Source organism: Streptomyces alboflavus, from assembly GCF_000716675.1.
Taxonomy (GTDB): domain Bacteria; phylum Actinomycetota; class Actinomycetes; order Streptomycetales; family Streptomycetaceae; genus Streptomyces; species Streptomyces alboflavus.
On record NZ_JNXT01000003.1, the window covers coordinates 195,242 to 221,512 of the forward strand.

Genomic DNA, 26,271 nt, shown 5'->3' on the forward strand with positions numbered 1-26,271 from the left:
GAGGACAACCGTGAAGCCGCTGGCCGAGAGTACGCCCGAGCAGTTCATCACCGACTTCTTCACCACGTTCCACGAGCAGGTCGTGCGGGGCGACCACGACCCGGCCCCGGCCATGGCCCGCTTCTACGCGCCCGACATCGTGATGGTGAGCGACGGCATCCGCCTGGACTGGGACAAGCTCCTCGCCCATATCCGCCCCGTGCGCAAGAACCTGGCGCCGGACGACGAGGCCCGGTTCGAGGTGCACGAGGCCATCGCGGACGGCGACCGGATCGCGGCACGCCTCACCATCCACGCGGCGACGCGCAAGAAGCGGATCGCGACGGAGGTCGTGGCGTTCTACACCTTCACGCCGGACGGCCGGATGGCCGAGTCCCACGGCTGCACCCGGATCGTCGCCGACACGCCGACGGCTCCTGAACCCGAGCGGCGGGAGTAGCCGGAGGGGGGCGAGGGTGCGCCCGCCGCCGGGGAACCGGCTGCGGGCGCTCGCGCTGTCCGTGTGCGGGCGTCAGACGCGGTAGATGTACAACGCGTACTGGTTGTGCGCGGTCTGGGAGCAGGTGTAGTTGGACGCTCCGGCGTTCTGGACCGCCCACTGGCCCGCGTGGTGGCAACTGGCCGGATCCGCGTACGTACCCCAGGGGATCCACGCCGTCGGACGGATGGTCGCGGCCGACACCGTGTCGGCCTGGGCCGCCGGAGCGGCCAGTACTCCGGCGCCGGCGATGGCCGCGGCGGCGCCCGCGGTGGCGAGCAGCTTGCGCAGGGGCATGACGGTGAGCCCTCCCTTTGTGGTCAGGTGCCGACGGGGCCCGTGCACCGTCGGCTGAAGGGAGACTGGTCCAGACCTGTTGGGCCGGGCAACGGGAAGTGCGTATTCCGTGGTGAATTGACTGATATCCGGATATCGCGGCTGATTATGTGCGCATCACGTGAAGGGGTACGGGGCGTCTCGCGCCGGACAGGGGTCGCGGGTGCCACGGCAGGCCGCCGTCGGCGTGTGATTCCGGTCAGGTCTGGACCATCCCACACCGGGGGTGGTGGTCGGGAGGGCCCCGACCGATGAGTTCCGCGGCACCGAGCCGTCTGCATGGTGGGCACGTCCCCTCGCGCCTGCGGCAGGGGGGGAGGACGAGACGACAAGGAGCGTGCACACCATGGCCGAGGAGAACGTGAGCGCCACCCTCACGATCGCCGTGCCGATCGCGGGGGTGTTCGCGGTCCTCGCGGACCCGACGACCCATGCCGCGATCGACGGCACCGGCTGGGTCCAGGAACCCGTCGACCGGGCGCGGTTGAGCGAGGTGGGGCAGATCTTCCGGATGGACATGTACCACCCCGGCCACCCCGACGGCGACTACCAGGTGGCCAACAAGGTCCACGTCCTCGACCCGCCGCACGCCATCGGCTGGCTGACGGGGTACGACCCCAAGGGCGACGGCCACCTGGAGTTCGGGGGCTGGTTCTGGCGCTACGACCTGACGCCGCTTCGCCCGTCCGCGACCGAGGTCACGCTCACCTACGACTGGTCGGCGGTCCCGCAGTCCGTCCGCGAGTACCTCGAGTTCCCGCCGTTCGGCCCCGAACACCTCACCAACTCGCTGGCCCACCTGGCCGAGCTCGCGTCCGTATCGGGGCGAAACGGGGCATAAGGATGGCGCATGCTGTCCCGGACACGTCCCGGACAGATCATCCCGTGCCTCAAGGCGCCCTTCCCTCCAGCCTGATGGCAGCGCCCCCTCCCCGGGGTGCGCACCCCACCATCACGGCGCACCAGAGGGAGGCATCCGCATGGCCCGAACGCTCCGGCCGCACCGCGCGGTGCTGGACGAGATCGCGGGACTGTGGCACGTTCCGGCGCTGCGGTCCGCCGGGCCGCCGCGATTACGGGCGGGCCTTCGGGCCCTGCACCTCGGCGGCGTGTGGGTCGCGGCCCTGGCGTGCCCACCGACCAGTTTCGCCCGCACCGTGCGGCTCATCCACCGCTACGACCCCCAGGTCTGCCACGTGCTCCACATGCGCAGAGGCCAGGCCACCCTCGACACCGGGCGGCGCCGCACCCGCGTCGGCGCCGGGCAGATGGTGCTGATGGACAGCTCCCGGCCCTACAGCGGGCAGTTCGACGGCCCCACCGGAGCCCATTCCTTCGTGATCGTCCAATTCTCGCGCGCCGTCCTGCAGTTGCCGCCGCGCAGCGTGCAGCGGCTCCACGTCGCTCCCGTCCCCCTCGGTCCCGGCATGGGCGTCGCGCTGTCGCGCTGGCTGTCCGACATCACGGCCCGCGCGCACGAATTCGCCCAGGCCGACGGCCCGTTCCTCACCGACGTCACCACGAGCCTGATCGCCTCCGTGCTCCGCGGCGCCGCCAGCCCCGACGACGCCCTGCTCCCCGAGGACCGCAGACAAGCCCTCCGCACGCAGATCCGGCAGTTCGTCCGACGCCACCTCGCCGACCCCCTCACCCCCGACGACATCGCGGCGGCCCACCAGATGTCCCGGCGCACCCTCTACAGCCTCTTCGAGGAGGACGGCCTCACCGTGGCCGCCTGGATCCGGCAGGAACGGCTCGAACGGTGCCGGCGTGACCTCGCCGACCCGCGGCTCGCGGGGCAGCCGATCCACTCCATCGCCGCACGCTGGGGCTTCCCCGACAAGGCGCACTTCAGCCGGGCGTTCCGGTCCGCGTACGGCACCGCGCCGCGCGACTTCCGGCGCCGGGCGACGTCGCACGCATCGACAACCACCCTGCGCCCGGGAACAACGACAGCCCCGTAGCCGTGCCCGCACTCTCGTGGCAGGGGCATCTGCACGGTGCCCCACGACCCCTAAGGAGCGAGACATGTTCCGAAAGCTCGAAGGGCTGGGCAGCAGGATGCTGGACCGCCTGGTGCCCACGGTGGAGGCGTCCGCCGCGGAGGCCGCGTGCACGTGTCGCGAGTGTGTGCAGGGCGGCCCCACGTCCGGCTGCGCGTCGACCGGGCACCGCTGGTACAGGAAGCGGCCGTGCGGCGGCGGCCCCTGGATCTTCGACCGCTGCGCCAACTGCACCCCCGGCTCAGGGACGTGCGCCTGACATCGGGCTGTCCCGTCGTGACCGCCGTGCGGTGGGTGCCCGCCCACCGCACGGCTCCCTCCCGCCACGCGAGCCCCGCGCCCACGACGCCGTGGCCACCGGCTCGCCCGACCCCCGCGCCCTCGGAGGACGACCCATGGAGTACCTGATCGCGGGAGCCCGCGCACTGCTGGGGCTGGTGTTCCTGGTGTCCGTCGTCGGCAAGGTCGCCGGCGGGGCGAAGGACGGGGCGAAGGACGGGGCGAAGGACGGGGCGAAGGACGGGGCGAAGGACGGGGCGCGGGGCGGGGCGAAGGGCCGGGCGCGGCGTGGGGGCAAGGACGGGGCGACACGGAGTGGGGCCAGAGGCGCCGCCTTCGCCGCCTTCCTCGCCTCCGTCCGGTCCCTCCGCGTCGTGCCGCCCGCCCTCGTCCGCCCGGTCGCCGTGACCGTCATCGCCGGGGAAGCGGCCGTGTGCGTGCTCCTTGCCGCACCGGCGCGGGGCGCCACGACGGCCGGACTCCTCGTCGCCGCCGCCCTCTTGGCGGCCTTCACCGTGGGCGTCGCGGCGGCCCTGCGCCGGGGAGTCACCGCCCCCTGCCGCTGCTTCGGCGCTTCCTCGACCCCGCTCGGCACCCTCCACCTCGTACGCAACACCGTGCTCTGCGCCCTCGCGCTGGCCGGGGCACTCGCCGCACCGACGGCAGAGAGCGTTCCGCCGGGCGGTGCGCTGGTGGCCGGGGGCGCGGGGCTCGTCGCCGGAGCCCTCGTCACCCAGCTCGACCACCTCCTCGCCCTCTTCCGGCCACTGCCCGCGACCCCGCGCACCGCGGGCTCGCACGCCCACTGAGCCGACCCGCACGCCCGCCGCCCCCGCACGCCCACCAAGGAGCCAAGGAGCCGTCATGCCCGTCCTGTCCGCCGCTGTGACCCTCGTCGGAATCCTCTGCGCGCTGAACCTGGTCCTCACCCTCGGTGTCGTCAAACGGCTGCGGGAGCACACCCAGTTGCTCGCCGCCGCGCGGGGAGAGCCGTCCCAGCTCGAAGTGGGCGAAGAGGTGGGAGAGTTCGACACGACGAGCACCCTCGGGGAACCCCTGGTGCGCGACCTGCTTTCCGGTCCCGTCCTGTTCGGCTTCTTCTCCCCGACCTGCGAGCCCTGCCGGGACAAGCTGCCCCGCTTCGTCGAGTACGCGCGGCAGGAGCCGGGCGGCCGCTCCTCGGTGATCGCCACCGTCGTCGGCGACGCCGACGGGGCCGCCGCGTTCGTGGCCGAGCTGAGCGGCGTCGCACACGTCGTCGTCGAGGAGTCCGGCGGCGCCCTCGCCACCGCGTTCCGGATCCGGGCCCTGCCGAGCGTCCTGCGCGCCGACCGTGACGCCGAGGGCCGGTACGCCGTCGTGGACGACGACGTGACGCTGGCCCGCCCGGCCGACCTGCCCGCGTGACCGGATCCACGCTCCCCGCCCCCGGCACGGAGCGGGCGGGCCGCATGCGCCTTCCCCGGTACGCGGCGGCGGCCGTCGCCCTTGCGGCACGGTCGGCACCCGCGGTCTTCACCGGCCACGTCCTCCTGACGCTCGCCGCGGGCGCGCTGCCCGTGGCGGGCGCGTGGCTGACCAAGCTCGCCCTGGACGGCCTCACGGACGGCGGCGCGTCGACGGCCGCGCTCGTCGGCCTCGCGGCGGGACTCGCGGGCGTCGGCGTGGTGACCGCGGTGACCGGGCACGTCAACCAGTACCTGCGGGCCCAACTCGACCGCGCCATCGGCCTCCTGACACAGGCCCGCCTGTCCACGGCCGTCAACGGATTCGTGGGGCTCGAACGGTTCGAGAGCCCCGCCTTCCTCGACCGGCTGCGCCTCGCCCAGTACGCGAGCAGCACCGGACCAGGACAGGCGGTCAACGGCATCCTCGGCCTGGTCCAGTCCGCGCTCACGGTCACCGGCTTCCTCGGCTCGCTCTTCGTCCTCAGCCCCACCATGACCGCGCTGGTGCTCCTCGCGGGAGCGCCCGCGCTCGTCGCCGAACTGCTCCTGTCCCGCCAACGGGTGCGCCTGCACTGGGACATGGGGCCCACGGAACGACGGGAGGTCTTCTACAGCCAGCTCCTCTCGACCGTCGAAGCCGCCAAGGAGGTCCGGCTCTTCGGCATCGGCGCCTTCCTCCAGGGCAGGATGCTCACGGACCGCCGCACGGTCAACGCGGCCAACGCGCACCTCGACCGGCGGGAAGCACTCGTCCAGTCCGGGCTCGCGCTGCTCGCCGCGCTGGTCTCCGGCGGGGGAGTGGTGTGGGCCGTCCTGGCGGCGCGCTCGGGGCACCTCTCCGTGGGCGACATCGCGATCTTCATCGCGGCGGTGGCCGGGGTGCAGGCGGCGCTCACCGCCGTCGCGGGACACGTCGCGGGCTGCCACGAGGCCCTGATGCTGTTCGAGCACTATCTGGACATCGTCGGCTGCGCCCCGGACCTGCCGGTGGCCGCCGCCCCGGCCCCGCTGCCCGCGCTGCGTCAGGGCGTCGAGTTCCGCGACGTGTGGTTCCGGTACTCCGACGAACACCCCTGGGTGCTGCGCGGGGTCAGCTTCCGGCTCCGGCACGGCGAGTCCCTCGCGCTCGTGGGACTGAACGGCTCCGGCAAGTCCACCCTGGTCAAGCTCCTGTGCCGGTTCTACGACCCGACGTGCGGGACGATCCTCTGGGACGGCGTCGACCTGCGCGACGCCGACCCGGCGCAGCTGCGCACGCGGATCGGCGCGGCGTTCCAGGACTACATGGCGTACGACATGACGGCCGCCGAGAACATCGGCCTCGGCGACCTGGACGCCTTCGACGACACCGGACGGATCCAGGGGGCGGCCGCGCGGGCCGGGATCCACCGCAAGTTGTCCACGCTGCCCCGGCAGTACGACACCCTGCTGTCCCGGCGCTTCCCCACGCTGTCGGAGGACGGTGAGGCGGCCACCGGCGTCGTGCTCTCGGGCGGCCAGTGGCAGCGCCTCGCGCTGGCCCGCGCGTTCCTGCGGGACGAGCGGGACCTGATGGTCCTCGACGAACCGGCGTCCGGCCTCGACGCGCAGGCGGAGGCGGAGATCCAGGAGGCGCTGCGGGCGCACCGCCGCGGCCGGACCAGCCTGCTGATCTCCCACCGCCTCGGCTCCGTCAGGGAGGCCGACGTGATCGTGGTCCTGGCCGGGGGACAGGTCGTCGAACAGGGCAGCCACACCGACCTCATGGCGGCGTGCGGGGAGTACGCGCGGCTGTTCACCCTGCAGGCGTCGGGCTACCGGACCGCGGAGAGCGGGCCCGCCGTCGAGGAAGCGGTCCACCGATGACCCCCCGCGGCTACCGGGCCGCGTCCGCCGCCGCCCTCGGCCTCGCGGGCGTCGCGGTGCTGCTGCGGCACGCAGTGGTCCGGGTGACCGTGCGCGGCAGCAGCATGGAGCCGGTGTACGAGGACGGAACCCGGGTCCTCGTACACCGCGGCGGCAGCATCACGGTGGGGCGGGTGGTCGTGCTCGCGGACCACTCACCGCGTGGGAGCGGGCGCCCGGCAGCGGTGGATCACGCGGTGCCGGACGGACGGTGGATCATCAAACGCGTGGCCGCCGTCCCCGGCGACCCGGCCCCGCTGGACCGCGTCCCGGGCCTGGACCCGGCGGCAGGCCCCCTCGTGCCGCCCGGCCGCCTCGTGCTCCTCGGCGACAACCCGGAGCACAGCTACGACTCGCGCCACGCGGGCTACTTCGCCGTGGAACGCGTCCTCGGCACGGTGGTCGGAGGCCGCACCCCACCCCCGCGCCCCCGCAGCCAACGACAGCGCGGCCGCACCCCGGATGCTGTCCCGGAGTCGACGCAGCGGGTTGCCCGCACGCGGCGTGCGAGGCGACTATGGCGGCCATGGGGGAGAAGGGTGACTCAGGTCCTCAACAGGCCACCACCGCCGAGGAGTTCGTCGCGGCCCTGCGGGACCTCAAGGAGCGGTCGGGCCTGACGTACCGACAGCTGGAGGAGCGGGCTGCCGAACGGGGCGAGGTGCTGGCGCGCAGCACGCTCGCGGAGGTGCTCGGTGGACGGCGTGCGCCCCGCCCCGAGTTGCTGGGCGCGTTCGTGCGGGCGTGCGGGGACGCCGGGCGCGCGGACGAGTGGATCGAGGCGTGGGAGGCCCTCGCGCGAAAGGGGGCCGGGCCCACGGCAGTCGACGAGCGGGCCAGGTTCCCTGTGAACGTGTTGGTGAACATACTGCGGCTGCGTGTCCCGTCCCGCGTCGTGGTGGTCGCGATGGCGGTGGCGGCCCTCACGGCGGCCGTCACCGCCTGGTCGGTCCTTTCCACCGGGGACGCCGGTGGCGGAGGCAAGGCGGGGAACGGGGGAGACGGCGGCCCGGCGGCGGCGAGCGCGAGCGTCTGGCCGCGCCTGCCGGGAGGACGGGTGCAGATCCGTCCCGTCGTCGCCGACGGGATGTGCGTCACGGACGGCCGGGTGCGCGGGTACGAACCGCTGGTGGCCGTCCAGCGCCCCTGCGGCGAAACGGCCCCGCAGGAGACCCTGCTGGAACCGCTGGGCGGGAGCAACTACCGGATCCGCTGGTACCACCCCGATCACGGTCGCGCGTGCCTGAAGGCCCTGGACGGCACGGCTGTCGCCGGACTGCTGGAGCCGTGGGAGGCCTGCGACCAGGCCAGCCGCTTCCACATCGAACCCACCGGTGCGGACGGCAGCCGCCGGTACACCCTGCGGGTGGAGGGCCAAGGGTGCATGGCCGTCAAGGGGGCCGCGAAGACGGCGAACACCGCCGTGGTGATGCGGCCGTGCGAGGCCAAGCCCCACCACGTCTTCGTCATCGAGCCGGCGCCCTGAGCCCTTCACCGCAGGACCCCGGAGACGGGCTCAGCGGTCCTGCGCCCCCTCCCGCTCCCACGTCGATGCGTCCTGCCAGCTGTACGAGGGGCGTCCCTCCTTGCTGCTGGTGCGGAACGGCTTGCCCTGGTCGTCGACGCGCAGAACGCTGTGCCGGTCGCCGCTGGACCACTCCAGCTCCAGGTACCAGCGCACGTCGTGCAGTTTCGTGCTCGCCCTGACGCGGAACACCTCGCGGTCGCTCGCGCTGACCTTGTACGGGAAGTCGCGCTGGCCCGCCCTGGTCGTGACACGCGGGGCCGCCTCGTCGAGGTCGACGGCGAAGGACCGGGTGGACGCCTCGCCCCCGCAGCCGGACCCCATCCGGTAGGCGTTCCAGTCCAGCGGCGCGCCCGTGCCCTGCACGCGGACGTTCATGTCCTGCAGGACGACGGTCTCCTTGCCCAGGCCCTGCACGGTGACCTCGACGTACTGGTCGCCTGCGGGCACGGCGCCGAGGTCGCCCACCCAGCCCGGCGCGTCCTGCTCGACGGGCGGCTGCGGCACCTCGTCCGGCTTCCGGTTCACCAGGAAGCCGGGCGCGCAGCCGTCCTCGTACGCGTACGGCTCGGTGCGGGCGGTCAGCGGCGCGCCGGAGTCCTCGCTCCGCACGCGACCGGCTGCGGCGCCCTTGTCGTCGTCACCGCCGCCGTTCATGAGGAGGGCGGCGGAGCCGATGCCGAGTACCGTGGCGACGGTTGCCGCGAGGACGAGGGTCCGGCGGCGTCTGCGTACGGGGGGCGGGGGCGAGGGGGCGGTCGGGGGGCTGGGGCTCGACACGGGCGCGGGCTGGGGTTCGGCCTCGGGGGCGGCTTCCGTCTCCTGAGGAGGCTCGGCCTTGGGCTCGGGCTCCTTCATCGGCTCCGGCTCCGACTGTGGCGCCGGCTCCGGTTTCTTCGTCGGCGCGGGTGCCGGGGCGCCGGCCGCCGGAGGTTCCGTCTTGCGCCCCCGGTCCGCGTCCGCGAGGATCCACCGCCGGTGGACCTCCACCAGCTCCTCCGGCGTCGCCCCGCAGAGCCGGGCGAACCGCTCCACCGGCCCGAAGTCGGTGGGCACCGCGTCCCCGTTGCAGTACCGGTGCAACGTGGACGTACTCATCTGGAGCCGCTTGGCCAGCACTCCGTAGCTGAGCCCGGACCGCTCCTTGAACTCCCGAAGCAGCTCCGCGAGCGACGCCATCTCCACCTGCCTCATTCCAGTCCTGTGCTCAGGTCCCGGGTCCGAGACGCTGAAAGCATCAATCACGGTTCCGTTTGTGTGCGAAATCCCGCAGTCCGTCACTACAACCGGTCTGCTGTGCGCGACAGCCCGTGAGGGCACCGCAATCGGCCCTACAGTCGCAGCAGTTGACGGGAAGGGCACATCGCATGATCCATGACCTGGGCGAACTCGGCCGCGTGGGCCGGGCGCTGAACGAGGCTCTGGAGCTGTTCGAGGGCGAGCGGAGACGACTGGAGGAACTGCACGGCCCGGCACCGTACGGGGACAGCTCAGCGGGCAGCCCCATGCAGACCATGCACGGGATCGGTGAACTCTCCCGGGGTGTGCAGGACGCGCTCAAGTACCTCGCTCTGGGCGCCGGATACATCGCGTTCGGCCTGGACAAGCGGGCCGACCACGCGGTGTCGATGGCCCGCCGGACGCCGGTGGGCGTGCCCTCCGGGGTGGACCGCATGAAGCGTCCGCTCGGTGAGGGCACCGTGCGGGGCCTCGAGATGATCCGCGATCTCGACGACTTCTTCTCCGACGACATCGGTCTCGCCGTGGAGGTGGCCCTCTCCGCACCGGAGGCCACATATCCGCCGAGCGACTGGTCGGTGTACCACCGGGAACGCCCGTCCTGAGGGGACGGGACAGGACGAGACCGGATCGCTGCGGCCGGGCGGGCGACGTGCACGCCCGCCCGGCCGTAATTCGATTGACCCGGCCACGGCGTGACGTTGCACTGAGGCGCGACACCACGGGCAGTGGTGCGCGTATCCCCGGGAGGCAACGACAGCCATGGACATCCGCCCCACGACCGACCAGGACTTCGACGTCTTCGTCGACACCATGCTCGCCGCGTTCGGGCGGTTTCGGGATGCCATGCCCGGCGGCGGCCTCTGGTGGGCGGCCCTCGAGATGGACCGCGGCCTGTTCGCCGTGGCGAAGGACGGACGCCCTGTCGGCACCGCCGCCGCGTACTCCTTCGACCTGACCCTGCCCGGAGAGGTCCTCGTCCCGGCCGCCGGGGTCACCTGCGTCGGCGTCCTGCCCTCGCACCGACGCCAGGGCGTGCTCAGCGCACTGATGCGGCACCAGCTCACCGAGCTGCGGGCCGGAGGCGATTTCCTCTCGGTGCTGCTCGCGTCCGAGGCCGTGATCTACCGCAGGTTCGGCTACGGACCCGCGACCCGCACGCAGCGCCTCACGGTGCCGCGCCACAAGGCCGCTCTCGCCCGGCCCCGTGCGCACGGAACGGCCGCGTCCGCGGCGACCGGCGCGGACACCGGCTCCGTCGAGGTGCTGCGGCGCAGCGAGTGCGGCGAGATCCTCGAAGAGGTCTACGACCGCTACCGCCGCGCCCAGCCCGGCGCCCTGTCCCGGCCGCACCGCTGGTGGGCCCTGGGCGCGGGACAGCCCCCGGTCTCCCCGGCGCCCCGGTACGTCGCCGTGCACCGCGACGCCGACGGCGTCCCGGACGGCTACGCCAGCTACGCGCTCGGCGACCCCGCCACCACCTTGACGGTCGACGAGACCATCGCCGTCGACGACGCCGCCGCCACGGCCCTGGACGGGTTCGTCCTGGGCCACGACCTGATCACCCAGGTCGTGTTCAAGAACGTCCCGCCCGAGCACCCCCTGCGCTGGCGGCTCGCGGACTTCCGGGCCGGTCAGGTGAGCGACGACACCGACGGGCTCTGGGTACGGCTCCTGGACATCCCCCGCGCGCTCACCGCCCGCGGCTGGTTCGAGGACGGCGAGCTCGTCCTCGACGTCGACGACCCCTTCCTCGGCGAGCGGAGCCGCCATCTCCTGACCGTCAGGGACGGCAAGGCCGACTGCGTCCCGACGGACCGGGAGCCCGACCTGTCCCTGGACGTGAGCGACCTGGCCTCGCTCTACCTCGGCGGCACCGCCCCGAGCACGCTCGTACGAGCCGGGCACATCCGGGCTCACCACCCGGGCGCGGCCACCCGCGCCGACGCCCTGTTCCGCACCGACCGCGCCCCGTACTGCCTGCACTGGTTCTGACCGCGCACCACGTCCCCGCGCATCACCGTCGCGCACACCACCACGCCGTTCTCCACGGCCCCGTTCCCCACCGTCGCGTTCCCCGGCGGCCAGGGTAGGACCGGCAGTCCCAGGAAGGTCTCTCCCTTACCCCCGACGCGCGGCCGTCACAGGCTTGTTCCCGGCAACGGATCAAGCACAGGAGGACACGATGCCGCTCACTCTCGACACCTACCGGCTCCTCGGCCGCTCCGGGCTGCGGGTCTCACCGCTGGCGCTCGGTGCGGCGACCTTCGGCACCGAGTGGGGCTGGGGCGCCGAGCAGGACGAGGCCCGCAAGCTGTTCGACCTCTACGTCGAGCGCGGCGGCAACTTCATCGACACCGCGAGCACCTACACCGAGGGCAGCTCCGAGCGGCTGCTGGGCGAATTCGCCCACGGCCGCCGCGAGAGCCTGGTCCTCGCGACGAAGTACTCGACCCTGCGTCACCCCGGCGACCCCAACTCGGGGGGCGGCCACCGCAAGAACCTGTTCGCCTCGGTGGAGACCAGCCTGCGCCGGCTGCGGACGGACTACGTCGACCTGCTCTATCTGCACCTGTGGGACGCCGTGACGCCGGTCGAGGAGATCCTGCGCGGCCTGGACGACCTGGTCTGCCAGGGCAAGGTCCTGTACGTGGCGATCTCCAACGCCCCGGCCTGGCAGGTGGCGCGCATGCAGACGGTCGCCGACCTGCGCGGCTGGTCGCCGCTGGTCGCGCTGCAGATCGAATACAGCCTGATCGAGCGGGCCGGGGAACGCGACCTGATCCCCATGGCGCGCGAGCTCGGCCTGGGCGTCGTCCCGTGGTCACCGCTCGGCGGCGGGGTGCTCACCGGCAAGTACAGCCGCGAGGACCTGACCGCGACGGACGCCGCCGCCGACGGCACCCGCAAGAGCGTCACCGTCGCGGGCGGCGCGCTCAACGAGCGCAATTTCGCGATCGTCGACGTGGTGAAGGAGGTCGCCGCGGAGCTGGGCCGCACGCCCGCCCAGGTCGGCCTCGCCTGGACCCTGCGGAACCCGGCCGTGACGGCACCCGTCATCGGCGCCCGCACCCCCGCCCAACTGGAGAGCAACCTCGGCGCCCTGGAGGTCGACTTCACCGCCGCCCAACTGGACCGCCTCGAGGCGGCGAGCGCGATCGACCTCGGATTCCCGCACGCCCTGCTCGCCGGTGACTTCGTCCGCACGCTGCTCCACGGCGACATGAAGGTCGAAGCCCGCCGCTGATCCTCGGGCGACGCCCCGCGGGCCGCGCGACGCGGCCCGCGGGACACTCGGCTCAGTGGTTGTTCGCGCCGTTGCCGGAGAGCGCGGAGATGTCCTCGAGGATGTGCGACCCCGGCTCGTCGCCCTTGCCCTGCGTGGAGTTCTCGGCGCACTGCTGGTTCTGCGGGGCCGAGAGGACCGGGATGTCCTGGACCGCGACCGGGACGAGGATGCCGACGATGGCGCCCGCGTTCGCCTTGACGGGCACGCCGAGGCAGAGCTTGTTCAACGAGCCCTGGACCGCGGCCCCCTGCGCGCTCAGGTTCCCCTTGGTGACGTTGTTGCCGAACGCCTGCTCGGCGCCGTTGCCACTCAGGCTGGAGGTGCCCTCGTCGTCACCGATGGCGGCGGCGCTCCCGGTGGCCCCGGTGAGGGCGATGGCGGCGACGCTGAGGGCGTAGGGGAGGTTACGGATGTGCATGTCACTCCAGTGCAGAGCTTCGGTCAGGGAGACATGAATCAATACATCCTCCGATGCCCTGAGTTGGGGGATATTCGCCCATTGGCAGGATGTCGGCGTGGTGGGGATGACGACGATCACCCCATGTGATGAGGCCGAACGGCTGACGCGGCACGGGAAGGGGCGCCGGGCCGCGGCGGCCTCCCGGCGCGTGGTCAGTCCTGCTCGGCGGCTGCGGTCAGGGGCGACACGGGCCGCTCGAAGAACGTCTCCAGGACCACCGTCGCCTGCGTGCCGCTGACCCCGTCGATCGCGTACAACCGCCGCAGCACGTCCTGCAGTTGCTGTGTGGTCGCGGTCCTGACCTTCACCAGGACGGACGCGCTGCCCGCGATGACGTGCGCCTCCAGGACCTCGGGGAGCGCGGCGAAGCTCTCCGCGGCGTCGCCCATCCAGGAGGTCGAGTCGACCGTCACGAAGGCCAGTACGCCGCCGCCGACCGCCGCCGGGTCCACCTCGGCCGCGGTGCGCAGGATCACGCCGCGCTCGCGCAGCTTCCGTACCCGCTCGTGGGCGGCACCGGCGGAGAGGCCCACGGCCTGGCCGAGGGCGGCATAGGACTGGGTGGCGTCCTGCTGGAGCCGCTCCAGCAGAGCACGGTCGATGTGATCCATTGCATTCCATTCATTGAAGACTGTCAGTGACCATACGTCATTCTGCGATCTATGCTCATGGCTGAAGATGCTTCGGTTCCTCTGGGTGTCACTGTGGAAGGGGGAGGCGCCATGAGCAGCGAGCGCCCCGCGTTGTACGAGATGTTCGACGACCGGTTCCGTACCGGGCGGTGCATGAACGGCGACGACGGGCTCGAGGTCCTGTACACCGGCTGCCGCTGGGCGGAGGGGCCCCTCTATGTGCCCGCCTGGCGGCAGGTGATCTGGAGCGACATCCCCAACGACCGCATGCTGCGGTGGGACGAGGAGACCGGCGCGGTCGGCGTCTTCCGCCGGTCCGCCGGGCACACGAACGGCAACACCCTCGATCGCGAGGGCCGCCTGATCACCTGCGAGCAGGGCAACCGGCGGGTGACCCGCACCGAGCACGACGGCACGATCACGGTGCTCGCCGACCGCTGGCAGGGCAAGCGGCTGAACAGCCCGAACGACGCCACGGTGAAGTCCGACGGGTCGATCTGGTTCTCCGACCCGGACTTCGGCATCACCAGTGACTACGAGGGCTACCGCGCGCAGAGCGAGATCGGCGCCAACAACGTCTACCGCGTCGATCCGGGCACGGGCGAAGTGCGGCTGGTCGCGGACTGCTTCGGCGCCCCGAACGGCCTGGTGTTCTCGGCGGACGAGCGGCGCCTGTTCGTCTCCGACACCCGGGCGGGCCTCATCCGGGTCTTCGACGTACGGGACGACGGCACGCTGTCCGACGGCGAGGTCTTCGCCGCGGCCGCCGCCCGCGAGGCCGCCCGCTTCGACAACCTCCGCTTCGACGACGGCGGCCGGCTGTGGGCCGCCGCGATGGGCGACGGCGTGCACTGCTACGACCCCGACGGCACGCTGATCGGGCGGCTGAACGTCCCCGAGGCGGTCGCCAACATCTCCTGGGGCGGCGCCAAGCGCAACCGCCTCTTCATCACGGCGGAGACCAGCCTCTACTCGGTGGTCATGGGTGTCACCGGAATCCACCCGACCGGACCGGGGCGCCGCCCTTGGCTCGACGCGGCGCCCCGGTGACCGCCAGGGCGACGAGGAGCCCCAGAGCGGTGACTCCCGCTGCCGGTACGCCGAGCCACGCGGGCGAGACCGCCTGCTGCGCGAGCCCGCCGAGCGCTCCGCCGAGGGCGACGCCGACGTAGATCGCCGAGGCGTTGAGGCCGAGGAGCACCGGTGTGGCCGCCGGGGCGTGGGCGATGAGCCGGGCCTGCTGCGGGACCACGGGTATGCCCGCGCACAGGCCCAGTGCCGCCGTCCACACGAAGGCGGTCCCGAGCGTCTCCACGGCGGCGCGGCCGGTGGCGAGCACGACGACGGCGGCGGCGAGGCTCCCGAGCAGGACCTGCTCGGGCCGGTGCCGGTCGGAGAGCCGCCCGGCGAGCAGGTTGCCGCCGAGGACCCCGAGCCCGAAGACGAAGAGCACGGCGGTGAGCGTGGGCTCGGAGCCGTTCGTCACCTCGGCGAGGGCGGGCGCGATGTAGGTGTAGAGCAGGTAGGTCCCGGTGAGGGCGAGCATGGTGACGGTCAGGACCCCGAGGACCCACCGGTCCTTGAGGGGAGCGAGCCGGGCCCGGAACGTGGTGGCGGGCAGCGTGATCCGCGGAATGCCGAACGCGATGCCGAGCGCGGCCACGGCTCCCAGCGCGGCGACGGCCCACAGCGTCAGGTGCCAGTCGCCGCGCCCGATGAGGGTGCCCAGCGGGAGGCCGATCGCGCTGGAGAGCGTGAGCCCGCCGAGCACGAACGCGAGGGCCCGGCCCCGGCGTTCCGGGGGCGCGACGGCCGCCGCCGCGCTGGAGGCGGTGGAGGAGATGATCCCGGCTCCGGCCGCGGTCACGACGCGGGCGGTCATGACGGCGCCGTACGAGGTGGCGAGCGCCGTGGCGGCGTTGCCGACGACGAAGACCCCGAGCGCCAGGAGCAGGGCGGTGCGGCGGTCGAGGGCGCTGGTGGCCCAGCCGAGGACCGGGGCGGCGACCGCGAGGGTCAGCGCGAAGACCGTGACGAGCTGTCCGGCCGTGGGCACGCTGACGTCCAGGTCGTCGGCGATGGCGGGGAGGAGTCCGGCGATGACGAAGCCGTCGGTGCCGACGGCGAACGTCGCGAGGGCGAGGGGCAACAGGCGTCTGTACATGGGCCATCCATTCCGCGGCACGGTGCGTCGGGGCGGTTCGACGCGCCACAACGTAACCAATGCATGGATGCTTGTCCATGTATCAATGTGTGGGCTAGTCTGACGGCCGTGCAGCCACGGACAGGACGACGGACAGGGCAGGCGGACCGGTCATGCGTGCGGTGACCCAGCCGGCGAAGGACGAGATCAAGCTCGTCGAGATCCTCCACGCGCTGGCGGATCCGGTCCGCCTCGCGATCCTGGCCCGCCTCGCCGAGAGCGGCCGGGAGAGCTGCTCGGGCATCAGCGAGACCATCGACGTCCACCAGACGACGATGTCCCACCACTACCGCGTGCTCCGCGAGGCCGGACTCACCTGGACCACGGTGGAGGGCCGGTCACGGTATGTCAGCCTGCGCCGCGACGACTTGAACGACCGCTTCCCCGGCCTGCTCGACGCGGTGCTCATCCAGCTCCGGTCGGGCTGACGCACGTCCGGGCGTTCGCGAAGGAAGACAGGCCGAAGGCCCCTCATGTGCGGCGACCGAGACGGCCCCCCGCTGCTTCGGGGTGGACCGCCTCACTTGCAGAGCGCCGTCCGGACAGCCGCCTTCATGTCGGCGCTCTGCGCGTCCGTGCCACCCGGGTCGACGTTCACCATGACCGTCGCCTGCCTGCCGCCGGCCGTGGCCCCGGCCACCGTCTCGTAGCCGAACATGTCGCCGCTGTGCCCCCAGTAGAGGCCGCCGCACGGCAGTGGCCTGCTCTCCAGGCCCAGGCCGTACGCCCGGCCGTCCGGGTTGCCCGTCGGGCGGGTCCGCATCATCTCGCGGAGCTGGGCCGGGCGGAGCAGCTTGCCGCGCAGGAGTGCGTTCAGGAACCGGTTGACGTCGGCACCGCTGGAGATCATCTCGCCGCCCGCCCCGGCGACGGAGGGGTTGAGGGCGGTGAGGTCGATGAGCGGCGCGTCCTCGCCCGGCCGTACGTACCCGCGCGGGTGCGGTCCGGGGATCTCCGACGCGTCCCCCGGGACGTAGGTCGCGTGCAGGCCGACCGGATCGATGACGCGCCGCTGGATCTCGTCGCCGTAGGGCCGTCCCGTGACCCGCTCGATGATCATGCCTGCCAGGAGGTAGCCCGTGCTGGAGTAGCTCCAGCCCGTGCCCGGCTTGAAGGTCGGGGGATGGGCGAGCGCGGTCTTCACGAGGTCGCGGGTGTCGTGATGGGCGAGCGGGTTCTTGATGATCTCCTGTGGGTCCAGGTGGTCGAGGATGTCGGGCAGGCCGCTGGTGTGCTGGAGGATCTGACGCACCGTCATGCGGCGGCCGTCGTTGCCGTGTCCGCGTACGACACCGGGCAGGTAGCGCTCCACCGGCGCGTCCAGGATCACGCGTCCCTCTCCGACCAGCTGCAGCATGACCGTCGCCACGAACGTCTTGGTCATGCTGCCGATCCGGAACCTGCTGTCGCCGCGCACCGGGGCGTGACTCCGCACGTCCGCGACACCGCTGGTCAGCACCGTGCTGCCGCGCCGGTCGCGCATCGCGAGGAGCGCGCCCGGCCCGCCGTCGACCGTGGTCAGTCGCCGCAGGAGAGCACGCAGCCGCGCCTGGTCGGCGGTGCCGGTGGTCGTGGAGGCGTTCGTGCGAGCGGCGGACTCGGCCGGGGCGGTGGTGTCCTTCCGCGGCAGGTCGGCGGCCGTCAGCGTGCCCATCGCGACGCCGACCGCGACGACCAGCGTGACTCCGCCTCGCCACACACGCCTGTGCTTGCTCACTTCTGCTCCCTGAGTCGTCGTGAGGACGGACACGGAGGGCGCGCGGTGCGTGCGCTCCGTGTGCCCGCGGGTCCCACGATGTCCCCGGAAGGGGAGCCGCCGCGATGAGGCGGCCCTCCGGAACCGTGCGGGGGCTAACCCCCGTCGGCCTGCTCGCGGAGTGCGTCGACGAGCGTCGTGAGGTGAGGGCTTTCGTGACGGCGGTCGAGCGTGGCGACGCCGATGTGCCGTGCCGGAGCGGGCGGTTGGACCGGGACGGCGCGCAGACCCGGCACCGGCGGGGCGAGCGCGATGGAGGGGACCAGCGAGATACCCAGGCCTGCCGCGACGAGCGAACGGGCGAAGAAGTAGTCGGTGGTGGTGCCCCGCACGTCCGGTTCGAAGCCCGCCTGCTCGGCGTAACGGCGCAGGTGAGTCTCGGTCTTGAGGCAGCCGAGCACCCAGGGCTCCGCCGCCAGTTCGCTGATGCCGAGCGACGCGCGGTCTGCGAAGCGGTGCCCTTCAGGCAGGACGACGTGCAGGGGATCCTCCATGAGCGGGGTCCACCGCAGGCCTGCAGAGGCGGGCCCGAGGGGCAGCGGGCCGTCGAAGTGGTAGGCGAGCGCGAGGTCGACGGCACCCTGGCGGACCAGCGGCAGGGTGACCTCGGGCTCGCCCTCCCTGATGTGGAGCTGGGTGTGGGGGTGGGCCGCCGTCAGCCGGGGGAGCACGCCGGGCAGCAGGTGCCTGCCGCCGCTGCTGAAGGTGGCGACGGTGAGCTGCACGCGGCCCGTGCTCAGCCGCTCGACCTGCTGCCTGGCCTGTTCCAGCTCGGCCGCGACGGATTCGGCGGCCCCGACCATGATCTGGCCTGCCTGAGTGAGCGTGACGCCGCGCGTGCTGCGCGCCACGACCTGGGTGCCGAGGCTGCGTTCGAGGACCGCCACGTGCTGGGAGACGGCGGAGGGGGTGAGGCGGAGGGCCGCGGCGGCCTTGCTGAAGCTGCCGTGGTCCGCCACCGCCCGCAGGACGCGGAGCCGCTGCACATCGATCAACAGTTTTCCTTAAAGCGAATTCAGCAAGCCACCACTTCTGCTGATGACAGTAGGTGTCCAGAGTGGAGTCATGCAACGGATCTGCGTCATCGGCGGAAGCCGCTACTTCGGAAAGCTCCTGGTCGAACGCCTGCGGACGGACGGCCACCAGGTCACCGTGATCAACCGCGGCTCCGCCAGGGCGCCCGCCGGGGTCGAGCACCTCGTCGTCGACCGCGACGACGAGGCCGCCCTGGTCGCCGCGCTCGGCTCCCGCACCTTCGACACGGTCGTCGACCAGGTCTGCTACACCCCCGTGCAGGCCGCGATCGCCGCCCGCGCCTTCGCCGACCGCACCCGGCGCTACGTCATGACCTCCACGATCGAGGTCTACGACCCGGCGACCGCCGCGCTGCCGACGGTGCCGGCGGGCACCCCCGTGCCCGAGGCGACCGTCGACCCGCGCGCCTGGCAGGTGGCCATGGACCTGCCCTGGCACGACGAGGCCTACCTGGAGGCCCACTACGCGGAGGGCAAGCGCCAGGCGGAGGCCGTCCTCACCCGGGCGGGCGGCTTCGCGTTCACCGCTGTGCGCGGCGCGCACGTACTGGGCGGCGAGCGGGAGTTCACCGGCCGACTGGCGTACTACACCGAGCGCATCGCCCGAGGCGACGCCGTCGCCGTGTACGCGGACGCGCTGCCGACGGTGTTCATCCACCACGAGGAACTGGCCGACCTGCTGCGGTGGGCGGCCACCGCCACCGACTTCACCGGTCCCGTCAACGCCTGCTCCGACGGGCTGCTCGACGTGCACGACCTGACCGCGACCGTCGCCGCGCGGACCGGCCGCGAGCCCGTCCACGAGACCGTCGCACCGGGCGAAGCCGCCTCACCGTTCTCCTTCGACCGCCACTACGCCATGAGCAACTCCCGCGCGAAACAGCTGGGCTTCGCCTTCTCCCGTACGACCGACTGGCTGCCCGGCGCCGTCGCCGAAGCCCTCACCGCGTCCGCCGTCCCCACTGCCTGAGGATCCCGAACCGTCATGCGACACCGTTACATCGGAGACACCGCCGTCAGCGCCATCGGCCTGGGCGCCATGCCGCTGTCCATCGAGCACCGCCCGGACGAGACACGCGCCCTCGCCACCGTCCACGCCGCCCTCGACGCCGGCGTCACGTTCATCGACACCGCCGACAGCTACCACTGGCACGCCGACGAGGCGGGCCACAACGAACTCCTCATCGCCCGCGCCCTCGCCCGCTACGGCGGTGACACCTCCGACGTCCTCATCGGGACCAAGGGCGGACGCGGGCGGCCCGGAGACGGCAGCTGGACCGTGACCGGCACCCCGGCGCACCTCAAGCGTGCCGCCGAGGCCTCCGCCAAGCGCCTCGGGGTCGACGCGATCGGCCTGTACCAGCTGCACAAGCCGGACCCCGCCGTGCCCTGGGCGGAGTCCGTCGGCGCCTTGCGCGAGTTGCTCGACGCGGGCACCGTCCGCGCCGCCGGCATCTCGAACGTGACCGTCGGCCAGATCCGCGAGGCGCGGCAGATCCTCGGCGACGGACTGGTCTCCGTGCAGAACCAGTACTCGCCCGCCGTCCGGGACAGCGAGGCCGAACTGGAGCTGAGCGCGGAGCTGGGCCTGGCGTTCCTGCCGTGGAGCCCCCTCGGCGGCATCTCCCGCAGCTCCCTCGACGGCCCCTCCGGCCCGTCCTCCATCGGCACCGCCTTCCATCGCGTCGCGGCCGAGCACGGCGTCAGCCCGCAGCAGGTCGCCCTGGCCTGGCTCCTGAGCCGGTCCCCGGCGGTGATCCCGGTGCCGGGGGCGAGCCGTCCGGCGTCGATCAGCGACTCGGCTCGGGCCACGGAACTCGTGCTGAGCGCAGGAGAGTTGGAGCTGCTGGGGGAGGTGCTGCCGGGCTGACCTCCCGTTCGGGCGCCGGGCGGTCGCGCGCGGCCGGTCGGCGCCCCGCGTCCGGATGGCTCGCTCATGGCCGTCTTTTCACGGGCGGCCGATGGGTCCTGCGCGGTCCGGCCGCCTACCGCTGTCGACGATGGGACAGCCCGGATCGGCTGTCAACGCCGTTACCACAAAGGCTTGTTGCCGCCTCCGGACGGTCGCCGTGCCGCCTCCGGGCTGCCTCCGCGCTGTCTCCGGACTGCCCCCGCGCTGCGTCCGGACTGCCCCGCCCCCCGTGGATCTGACTCCGACGATCAGTACGGGGAAGCCGAGTTCAGCTCCGCCCATTTCCTCTCGGCGTCGGAGCCTCCCGGCGGCGGCACAATGCCGTTGATCATCCAGAGGTCCTCGCTGGTCTCGTCGGCGTGGAACTCCCAGTGCAGCCCCGGGTGCCGTTCGAGGGCCGGCTGCAGCATGCCCTTGATCCACTGGGCGGTGCGGCGGCGGGCCTCCTGGTCGGGGTTGCGTCGGGCGATGTGGTCGATGGTGACGCGGACCCCGGCCGGGGTGGGCTCCCCGCCGACGTAGAAGTCGTCGGGCCGGGTTTCGTGGAAGAGCGTGACGACGTAGAAGCGGGGCAGCCCGACCGCTTCGTAGTGGTCGGCGACGCGCGCGGCGAGGTGGTGCTTCTCGTCGTCGGTGAAGACTTCGGGGGTATGGTGAATGGTCCACAGGGGCATGGTGGTTCGGTGCTCCTCGTGTGCTGGGGCGGGGTGGCGGGGCGTCAGGCGGCCGGGATGGTCAGGTGCTCCACGGGGCCGGAAAGCGCTGCTTTGACGCCGACGGTGACGTCGTCGGCGAGCACCTCCGTGTGCCCGGCCTCGACTCCGTCGACGATCCGGGCGGCGATCTGGGCGGGGGAGGCCTTCGGCCGGTCGAGGGCGGAGACCATGTCGGTGTCGATGAATCCGGAGTGCACGCCCACGACCTGGGTGTGCTGGGCGGCCAGTTCGACGCGGAGGGAGTTGGTGACCGACCACGCCGCGGCCTTGGACGCTCCGTAGGCGCCGCTGCCTGCCAGCCAGGACAGCACTGAGTGCATGTGGACGAGCGCGCCCCCGCCGCCCGCGGCCAGGACCGGCGCGAACGCCCGCGCCACCCGCAGGGGCCCGAAGACGTTCACGTCGAAGGTCTCCGTGGCGCTGTCGAGGTCACCCGTCAGGAGTGCGGCCGGCAGCAGGACGCCGGCGTTGTTGAACACGATCTCGGCGTCGGCGGCCACCTCCGCCAGGGCGGCGACCGACTCCGCCGAGCGGACCTCGAGCTCGGCGGTGACCACCCCGGGGCGGTCGTCGACGTACGCCGAGCGCGCGGTGGCGTACACCTTCCGCGCCCCGCGCGCCAGCAACTCGTCCACCAGCGCCGCCCCGAGGCCGCGTCGGCCGCCGGTCACCACGGCCACCTTGCCCGCTACTGCAACCACAGCATCCTCCATCTGACTAACGATGACGTTAGTGAGATGCAAGCACGCGCCCCCTGGGTAATGCAAGCGTTAGTTACCATGGCGTCATGGCGATGGAGTTCGAGGAGCGGCTGCGGGACCGGGACGCCTGGTCGATCGGCGACGGGTGCTCGGCGGAGCGGGTGCTCGGCCTGCTCAGCACCAGGACGGTGTTCCTGGTGGTCCGCGAGTGCTTCTACGGGACCAGGAGGTTCGAGGACTTCGTGGCGCGGGTCGGGACCTCCGCGCCCGCGGTGTCGCGAGCGCTCAAGCAGTTGGAGGCCGCGCGGGTCGTCGCGCGCGTTCCCTATCAGGAGCCGGGCAGGCGGGCCCGCGACGAGTACCGGCTGACCGAGGCCGGTGAGGATCTGCTGCCGGTGTTCCTGTCGCTGATGCAGTGGGGCGACAGGCATCTGCAGGACGGCCGCCCGCCGCTGTCGTTCGTCGAGACCGGCACGGGCCGGGCGATGGGCGTCCGTGTGACCGCCGAGCCGGTCCAGGAGGCGACGTCGGACGGCATCGAGATCCGGCTGAACCCCGGCCGACGGCGCGGCCGGGGCGTGTCTGACGCTTAGGCGTGTCTTGTGGATCAGGCCGGGCCCGCGCCACAAGACACGCCCTGGTCCCTCAGTCCCCGCACATCTCCCACGGATCCGGCGTCCCGTGGGACAGGACGAGGCCGTAGGACTCGACCAGCTCGCAGTCGTTCTGCTCGGTCCACTGGTAGGCCAGGAGGGACCAGATCCCGATCGCGATCACCGCCGCGATGCCCGGCCAGCTCCAGCGGGACTGTCCTCCGGGGCCGCCGCCGTCGTTCCGGGGCGGCCCCGGTGGTTCCTTGGGTGGCTCCCAACCCGGCCCGTCGTATCCGGGTGGCCGCCACCCGCCCTCGTTGTTTGGCATGGCCACGATTATCGCTGGGGTGGGCGGGGATGTCCGGCTGTTCGCGCGGAGCGGGACCGTACGCGTACCCCTGCAAGTGCCGCTGTACGACCGTCAGGTGCGGAAGGGCCCGGTGACCTCGTAGGTGATGCCGCCCGACGAACTGCCCGACGTGCCGCGCTGGCTGGAGAAGTACAGGCGGGAGCCGTTGGGCGAGAAGGCCGGGCCGGTGATCTCCGAGCCGGACTGGCCGTTGATCCGCAGGAACGGCGCGACGATGTCGTCCGGGGTGATGACGCAGATCTCCATGGTGCCGCCGTCCTCGGCGACGAACAGGTCGCCGGAGGAGGAGCCGGTGACGTTGTCGACGCCGGTCAGGGGAGCGGGGCCCGGGTTGACCAGATGGTCGTCGTAGGCCAGTTCGTAGGTGCTGTTCGTGAGGTTGAGCTGCCAGACGCGGTTGTCGCCCTTGGTGGTGAACCAGACGGTGTCGCCCGCGTAGTGGCAGCCCTCGCCGCCGTTGAACCGCTTGGCGCCGGAGACCTGGTTGCGGGTCGCGGTGGGGGAGCCGTCCGGGTCGGGCACGTTCGCCCAGGTGAAGGAGCCCGAGGTGCCGGAGCCCGCCACCAGGACCTGCAGGGTGCCTGCGGACAGGTTGCCCCAGGTGGTCGGCCGGAAGCGGTAGAAGCAGCCGTCGCCCTCGTCCTCGGTGAGGTAGACCGCCTGGCGGCCCGGGTCCGCGGCCGCGGCCTCGTGTTTGAAGCGGCCCATGGCGTCCCGCCGGGTGGCCGCGTTCACACCCCACGGGTCGGTCTCGTAGACGTAGCCGAGGGACACCTCCTCGCAGGACAGCCAGGTGTTCCACGGGGTGGCGCCGCCCGCGCAGTTCTGCCGGGTGCCGGAGAGGACGCGGTGGGCGCCGGTGACGGTGCCCGAGGAGTTGAACTTCACGGCGCCCGCGCCGCCGCCCGGGTTGATCTCCGAGTTGGAGACGTAGATCCAGCCCGTGCCGTCGGCGAAACACGCGCCGCCGTCGGGGGCGTTGTGCCAGGTGTAGGACGTACCGGGGACGACCTGGGTGGAGCGGGCGATGACCCGGCTGGTGAAGCCGCTGGGCAGTCGGATGCCGTTCGCGTCGGCGGCGCCGAGCGCGCCGTACGGGCCGGGCCCGTTCTGGGCCGGGGCCGCGTAGGCGGCGCCGTGCATCAGGGTGCCGCCGAACGCGGCGGCCGAGCTCCCGATGACGGCTCCGCGCAGGAAGGTACGACGTTCCACAACTACTCCTTCGTCGATGAAGGGCGGACAACGCTCTGTTGAGCACCAAGCCGACTGGTCATCGAGGAGAACCTAGAGGTCGCCGTACCCGGACGATGAGGCCCCCGCAGGCGAACTCTTCCTGGCCGAAGGGTGAGCAGGACCCGGCGGGAAGGGAGTGGGCGGGGCGAGCCGGTGCGGGTCGTGGGCGACGTGCGGGGGTGCGGCCTCAGGCGCCCTCGGCCAGCCGCTCGCGGAGCCACTGCTCGACCTCGCCGACGTGGACCGCCGCCGCGACCCGTGCCGCCTCCGGGTCCCGGGCGACCAACGCCCGGTGGATGCGGGCGTGTTCGCGGCGGGTGCGCTCGATGGCGCCCTCTTCCTGGTAGCCGCGCCAGACCCGGGTGTGGAAGGTGCGCGAGGAGAGGCCTTCGAGGACGGCCGCCATGGTGTCGTTGCCCGCGGCTTCGTTGATGGCCCGGTGGAACGCCACGTCGTGGGCGAGGATCTCCTCGGTGTCGTCGGTGGTGTCCATGGCCCTCAAGTGCCGCTCGACCTCCGCTAGTTGGTCGGCGTCGATGCGGGCGGCGGCCAGTGCGGCCGCGGTGGACTCCAACACCTTGCGGAGTTCGAGGAGTTCGACCATCTGTGGCCCCCGGGAGAGGTCGGCGACGACGCCGAAGGACTCCAGGAGGTCGCCGGCGGCGAGCTGGGTGACGTACACCCCGGACCCGTGCCGCGCCTCCAGGACGCCCATGAAGGTCAGCGCGCGTACGGCCTCGCGCATCGAGCTGCGCGACACTCCGAGCTGCACGGCCAAGTCCCGCTCGGTGGGCAGTCGTTGGCCCGGGCCGAGCAGCCCGTCGGCGATCATCGCCTTGATCTGGTCGATGGCGCGCTGTGTCACCGTGCCCTTCGGCGGGGCGGTGCGCACGTCCAGATCTTCCACAGCTGCTCCTCCAAGTCCCTTGCGGCCGAGTCTAACCACGAGGGTGATCAGACCAATTACCAGGGCCATGACGAAGATCAGTACCTCTGAGCCATTGACTCCGCCGAGTGATCCGATGAACATTCAGAGCCACCGACGCCGGGATGTCGGAACCCCTCACTCTCATCACTTGTATGGAGCCGATACGTGGCCAGAACAACCCTCGGGATCAGAGCACGGGCCGTGCGTGTGGCGGCAGTCGGCGCCAGCGCCACCCTGATGCTCTCGGCCTGTGGCAGCACGGACGACAATGCCGGATCCGGTGGCGGGGGCGGTGGGGAGGGCAAGGTCGGTGTGATCCTGCCGCTGCTGACCTCGCCGTTCTGGCAGTCGTACAACGACTACGTGCCGAAGATGGCGAAGTCCGAGGACGTCGACGCGTTGAAGACCGTCAACTCCAACAGCGACCCGGCGCAGCAGATCACGGACATCAACAACCAGCTCAACCAGGGGGTGAAGGGTCTGGTCGTCGCGCCGATCGACAGTGCCGCGATATCCGCGGGGCTCGACCAGGCGGAGCGCAAGGGCGTGCCCGTGGTCGCGGTCGACGTGGCGCCGGAGAAGGGCAAGGTCGCGATGGTCGTGCGCGCGAACAACGTCGCGTACGGACAGAAGGCCTGTGACTACCTCGGCGACGAGATCAAGAGCGGGAAGGTCGTCCAGATCATGGGCGATCTCGCGTCGGTGAACGGCCGGGACCGGTCCAAGGCCTTCCGCCAGTGCATGAAGGAGAAGTACCCGAAGGTCAAGGTCCTGGAGATCCCCGCGAAGTGGGAGTCGGACACGGCCGCGTCCAAGCTGGACACCCTGCTCAACTCGAACCCGGACATCGAGGGCATCTACATGCAGGCGGGCGGCGTCTATCTCGCGCCCACCCTCCAGACCCTCAAGGCGAAGGGCATGCTGAAGCAGGCGGGGGCGAAGGGGCACATCACGATCGTGTCGAACGACGGGATCCCGCAGGAGTTCGAGGCCATCCGCAAGGGTCAGATCGACGCGACCGTCTCGCAGCCCGCCGACGCGTACGCGAAGTACGGCATGTTCTACATCAAGGCCGCGATGAACGGGGAGAAGTTCAAGCCCGGGCCCACCGACCACGGCTCGACCATCGTCCGGCTGCCCAACGGCATGCTCGAGGACCAGCTGTCCGCGCCTCTGGTGACCAAGGAGAACGTGGGGCTGTTCCACGACAGCGATGACTAGTGAGCGCTGAGCGCTGAGCAGTGAGCAGTGC

General features: G+C 72.1%; 30 protein-coding genes. 18 read left to right on the forward strand and 12 right to left on the reverse strand.

Annotated elements, in window-relative coordinates; genetic code table 11:
* Positions 1–10: 10 nt before the first annotated feature.
* Complete coding sequence (locus OO63_RS03665) at positions 11–439, forward strand: nuclear transport factor 2 family protein (RefSeq protein ID WP_030356440.1); 429 nt, start codon at positions 11–13, stop codon at positions 437–439.
* Between the two features lie 72 nt (positions 440–511).
* Here the strand turns inward: OO63_RS03665 and OO63_RS03670 are convergent, their stop codons facing one another.
* A complete protein-coding gene (locus tag OO63_RS03670; RefSeq protein WP_030356441.1) occupies positions 512–775 on the reverse strand; it encodes a hypothetical protein in 264 nt (87 codons plus the stop codon).
* 385 nt (positions 776–1,160) lie between these two features.
* Here OO63_RS03670 and OO63_RS03675 point away from each other — a divergent pair, with 385 nt between their 5' ends.
* The 8 genes from OO63_RS03675 (at position 1,161) to OO63_RS44490 (ending at position 7,914) form a co-directional block, all read left to right on the forward strand.
* Complete coding sequence (locus OO63_RS03675) at positions 1,161–1,655, forward strand: SRPBCC family protein (protein WP_030356442.1); 495 nt, start codon at positions 1,161–1,163, stop codon at positions 1,653–1,655.
* Positions 1,656–1,794: 139 nt separating this feature from the next.
* Positions 1,795–2,778 carry a helix-turn-helix domain-containing protein gene (locus OO63_RS03680; protein WP_051810510.1) on the forward strand — a complete coding sequence of 328 codons (984 nt, stop codon included), beginning with the start codon at positions 1,795–1,797 and terminating at the stop codon, positions 2,776–2,778.
* A gap of 64 nt (positions 2,779–2,842) precedes the next feature.
* Positions 2,843–3,076, forward strand: a complete 234-nt coding sequence (locus OO63_RS03685; protein ID WP_030356444.1) for a hypothetical protein — start codon at positions 2,843–2,845, stop codon at positions 3,074–3,076.
* Between the two features lie 136 nt (positions 3,077–3,212).
* Positions 3,213–3,905 (forward strand): MauE/DoxX family redox-associated membrane protein, encoded by a 693-nt coding sequence (locus OO63_RS42015; RefSeq protein ID WP_051810511.1) that lies wholly within the window; start codon positions 3,213–3,215, stop codon positions 3,903–3,905.
* Positions 3,906–3,960: 55 nt separating this feature from the next.
* Entirely contained in the window at positions 3,961–4,503 is a 543-nt protein-coding gene (locus OO63_RS03695; protein ID WP_030356446.1) for a TlpA family protein disulfide reductase, read from the forward strand.
* Positions 4,500–6,389 carry an ABC transporter ATP-binding protein gene (locus tag OO63_RS03700; RefSeq protein WP_346009314.1) on the forward strand — a complete coding sequence of 630 codons (1,890 nt, stop codon included), beginning with the start codon at positions 4,500–4,502 and terminating at the stop codon, positions 6,387–6,389. Before OO63_RS03695 ends, OO63_RS03700 begins: the two co-directional genes overlap by 4 nt.
* The gene (locus OO63_RS44485) at positions 6,386–7,048 is read left to right on the forward strand and encodes a S26 family signal peptidase (RefSeq protein WP_078896035.1); all 663 of its coding nucleotides are present in this window, start codon (positions 6,386–6,388) and stop codon (positions 7,046–7,048) included. Before OO63_RS03700 ends, OO63_RS44485 begins: the two co-directional genes overlap by 4 nt.
* Complete coding sequence (locus tag OO63_RS44490) at positions 6,955–7,914, forward strand: helix-turn-helix domain-containing protein (protein WP_030356449.1); 960 nt, start codon at positions 6,955–6,957, stop codon at positions 7,912–7,914. Before OO63_RS44485 ends, OO63_RS44490 begins: the two co-directional genes overlap by 94 nt.
* Positions 7,915–7,944: 30 nt before the next feature.
* Here OO63_RS44490 and OO63_RS03715 read toward each other — a convergent pair whose 3' ends face one another.
* Positions 7,945–9,147, reverse strand: coding sequence for a helix-turn-helix domain-containing protein (locus OO63_RS03715; RefSeq protein ID WP_033263768.1), 1,203 nt, complete (start codon positions 9,145–9,147; stop codon positions 7,945–7,947).
* A gap of 173 nt (positions 9,148–9,320) precedes the next feature.
* On the opposite strand from OO63_RS03715, the gene OO63_RS03720 reads away from it, so the two are divergent.
* From OO63_RS03720 to OO63_RS03730, 3 genes are all read left to right on the forward strand, one after another.
* Entirely contained in the window at positions 9,321–9,797 is a 477-nt protein-coding gene (locus tag OO63_RS03720) for a hypothetical protein (RefSeq protein WP_030356451.1), read from the forward strand.
* Between the two features lie 157 nt (positions 9,798–9,954).
* Positions 9,955–11,187, forward strand: a complete 1,233-nt coding sequence (locus tag OO63_RS03725) for a GNAT family N-acetyltransferase (RefSeq protein ID WP_030356452.1) — start codon at positions 9,955–9,957, stop codon at positions 11,185–11,187.
* 190 nt (positions 11,188–11,377) lie between these two features.
* Positions 11,378–12,439, forward strand: coding sequence for an aldo/keto reductase (locus OO63_RS03730; RefSeq protein ID WP_030356453.1), 1,062 nt, complete (start codon positions 11,378–11,380; stop codon positions 12,437–12,439).
* Positions 12,440–12,491: 52 nt separating this feature from the next.
* Here the strand turns inward: OO63_RS03730 and OO63_RS03735 are convergent, their stop codons facing one another.
* On the reverse strand, positions 12,492–12,899 hold the full coding sequence (locus OO63_RS03735; RefSeq protein ID WP_030356454.1) for a rodlin: 408 nt from the start codon (positions 12,897–12,899) through the stop codon (positions 12,492–12,494).
* 194 nt (positions 12,900–13,093) lie between these two features.
* Positions 13,094–13,552, reverse strand: coding sequence for an Lrp/AsnC family transcriptional regulator (locus OO63_RS03740; RefSeq protein WP_030356455.1), 459 nt, complete (start codon positions 13,550–13,552; stop codon positions 13,094–13,096).
* Between the two features lie 111 nt (positions 13,553–13,663).
* Between OO63_RS03740 and OO63_RS03745 the strand changes: the two genes are divergently transcribed.
* The gene (locus tag OO63_RS03745) at positions 13,664–14,623 is read left to right on the forward strand and encodes an SMP-30/gluconolactonase/LRE family protein (protein WP_030356456.1); all 960 of its coding nucleotides are present in this window, start codon (positions 13,664–13,666) and stop codon (positions 14,621–14,623) included.
* On the opposite strand, the gene OO63_RS03750 is transcribed toward OO63_RS03745, so the two are convergent.
* Positions 14,562–15,737 carry an MFS transporter gene (locus OO63_RS03750; protein WP_030356457.1) on the reverse strand — a complete coding sequence of 392 codons (1,176 nt, stop codon included), beginning with the start codon at positions 15,735–15,737 and terminating at the stop codon, positions 14,562–14,564. The genes OO63_RS03745 and OO63_RS03750 overlap by 62 nt on opposite strands.
* A 152-nt stretch (positions 15,738–15,889) precedes the next feature.
* Here OO63_RS03750 and OO63_RS03755 point away from each other — a divergent pair, with 152 nt between their 5' ends.
* Complete coding sequence (locus tag OO63_RS03755) at positions 15,890–16,204, forward strand: ArsR/SmtB family transcription factor (protein WP_030356458.1); 315 nt, start codon at positions 15,890–15,892, stop codon at positions 16,202–16,204.
* A gap of 92 nt (positions 16,205–16,296) precedes the next feature.
* On the opposite strand, the gene OO63_RS03760 is transcribed toward OO63_RS03755, so the two are convergent.
* Positions 16,297–17,493: a serine hydrolase domain-containing protein gene (locus OO63_RS03760; RefSeq protein ID WP_030356459.1), complete on the reverse strand. Its 1,197-nt coding sequence runs from the start codon at positions 17,491–17,493 to the stop codon at positions 16,297–16,299.
* A gap of 134 nt (positions 17,494–17,627) precedes the next feature.
* Positions 17,628–18,527: a LysR family transcriptional regulator gene (locus tag OO63_RS03765; protein WP_030356460.1), complete on the reverse strand. Its 900-nt coding sequence runs from the start codon at positions 18,525–18,527 to the stop codon at positions 17,628–17,630.
* A 70-nt stretch (positions 18,528–18,597) separates the two neighbouring features.
* Between OO63_RS03765 and OO63_RS03770 the strand changes: the two genes are divergently transcribed.
* Positions 18,598–19,536, forward strand: coding sequence for an NAD-dependent epimerase/dehydratase family protein (locus OO63_RS03770; protein ID WP_030356461.1), 939 nt, complete (start codon positions 18,598–18,600; stop codon positions 19,534–19,536).
* A 15-nt stretch (positions 19,537–19,551) separates the two neighbouring features.
* On the forward strand, positions 19,552–20,436 hold the full coding sequence (locus OO63_RS03775) for an aldo/keto reductase (protein WP_030356462.1): 885 nt from the start codon (positions 19,552–19,554) through the stop codon (positions 20,434–20,436).
* A gap of 290 nt (positions 20,437–20,726) precedes the next feature.
* Here OO63_RS03775 and OO63_RS03780 read toward each other — a convergent pair whose 3' ends face one another.
* Positions 20,727–21,152 (reverse strand): tautomerase family protein, encoded by a 426-nt coding sequence (locus tag OO63_RS03780; RefSeq protein WP_030356463.1) that lies wholly within the window; start codon positions 21,150–21,152, stop codon positions 20,727–20,729.
* Between the two features lie 44 nt (positions 21,153–21,196).
* Complete coding sequence (locus tag OO63_RS03785) at positions 21,197–21,895, reverse strand: SDR family oxidoreductase (protein ID WP_234310991.1); 699 nt, start codon at positions 21,893–21,895, stop codon at positions 21,197–21,199.
* A gap of 86 nt (positions 21,896–21,981) precedes the next feature.
* Between OO63_RS03785 and OO63_RS03790 the strand changes: the two genes are divergently transcribed.
* A complete protein-coding gene (locus OO63_RS03790; RefSeq protein WP_030356465.1) occupies positions 21,982–22,488 on the forward strand; it encodes a winged helix-turn-helix transcriptional regulator in 507 nt (168 codons plus the stop codon).
* A 52-nt stretch (positions 22,489–22,540) separates the two neighbouring features.
* On the opposite strand, the gene OO63_RS03795 is transcribed toward OO63_RS03790, so the two are convergent.
* The 3 genes from OO63_RS03795 to OO63_RS03805 all read right to left on the reverse strand — a co-directional run bounded on the left by OO63_RS03795 (position 22,541) and on the right by OO63_RS03805 (position 24,989).
* Complete coding sequence (locus tag OO63_RS03795) at positions 22,541–22,816, reverse strand: hypothetical protein (protein ID WP_033263769.1); 276 nt, start codon at positions 22,814–22,816, stop codon at positions 22,541–22,543.
* A gap of 93 nt (positions 22,817–22,909) precedes the next feature.
* Entirely contained in the window at positions 22,910–24,070 is a 1,161-nt protein-coding gene (locus OO63_RS03800; protein WP_030356466.1) for an alkaline phosphatase PhoX, read from the reverse strand.
* 208 nt (positions 24,071–24,278) lie between these two features.
* Positions 24,279–24,989 carry a FadR/GntR family transcriptional regulator gene (locus OO63_RS03805; RefSeq protein WP_030356467.1) on the reverse strand — a complete coding sequence of 237 codons (711 nt, stop codon included), beginning with the start codon at positions 24,987–24,989 and terminating at the stop codon, positions 24,279–24,281.
* 267 nt (positions 24,990–25,256) lie between these two features.
* Between OO63_RS03805 and OO63_RS03810 the strand changes: the two genes are divergently transcribed.
* A complete protein-coding gene (locus OO63_RS03810; protein WP_078618931.1) occupies positions 25,257–26,240 on the forward strand; it encodes a sugar ABC transporter substrate-binding protein in 984 nt (327 codons plus the stop codon).
* Positions 26,241–26,271 lie beyond the last annotated feature (31 nt).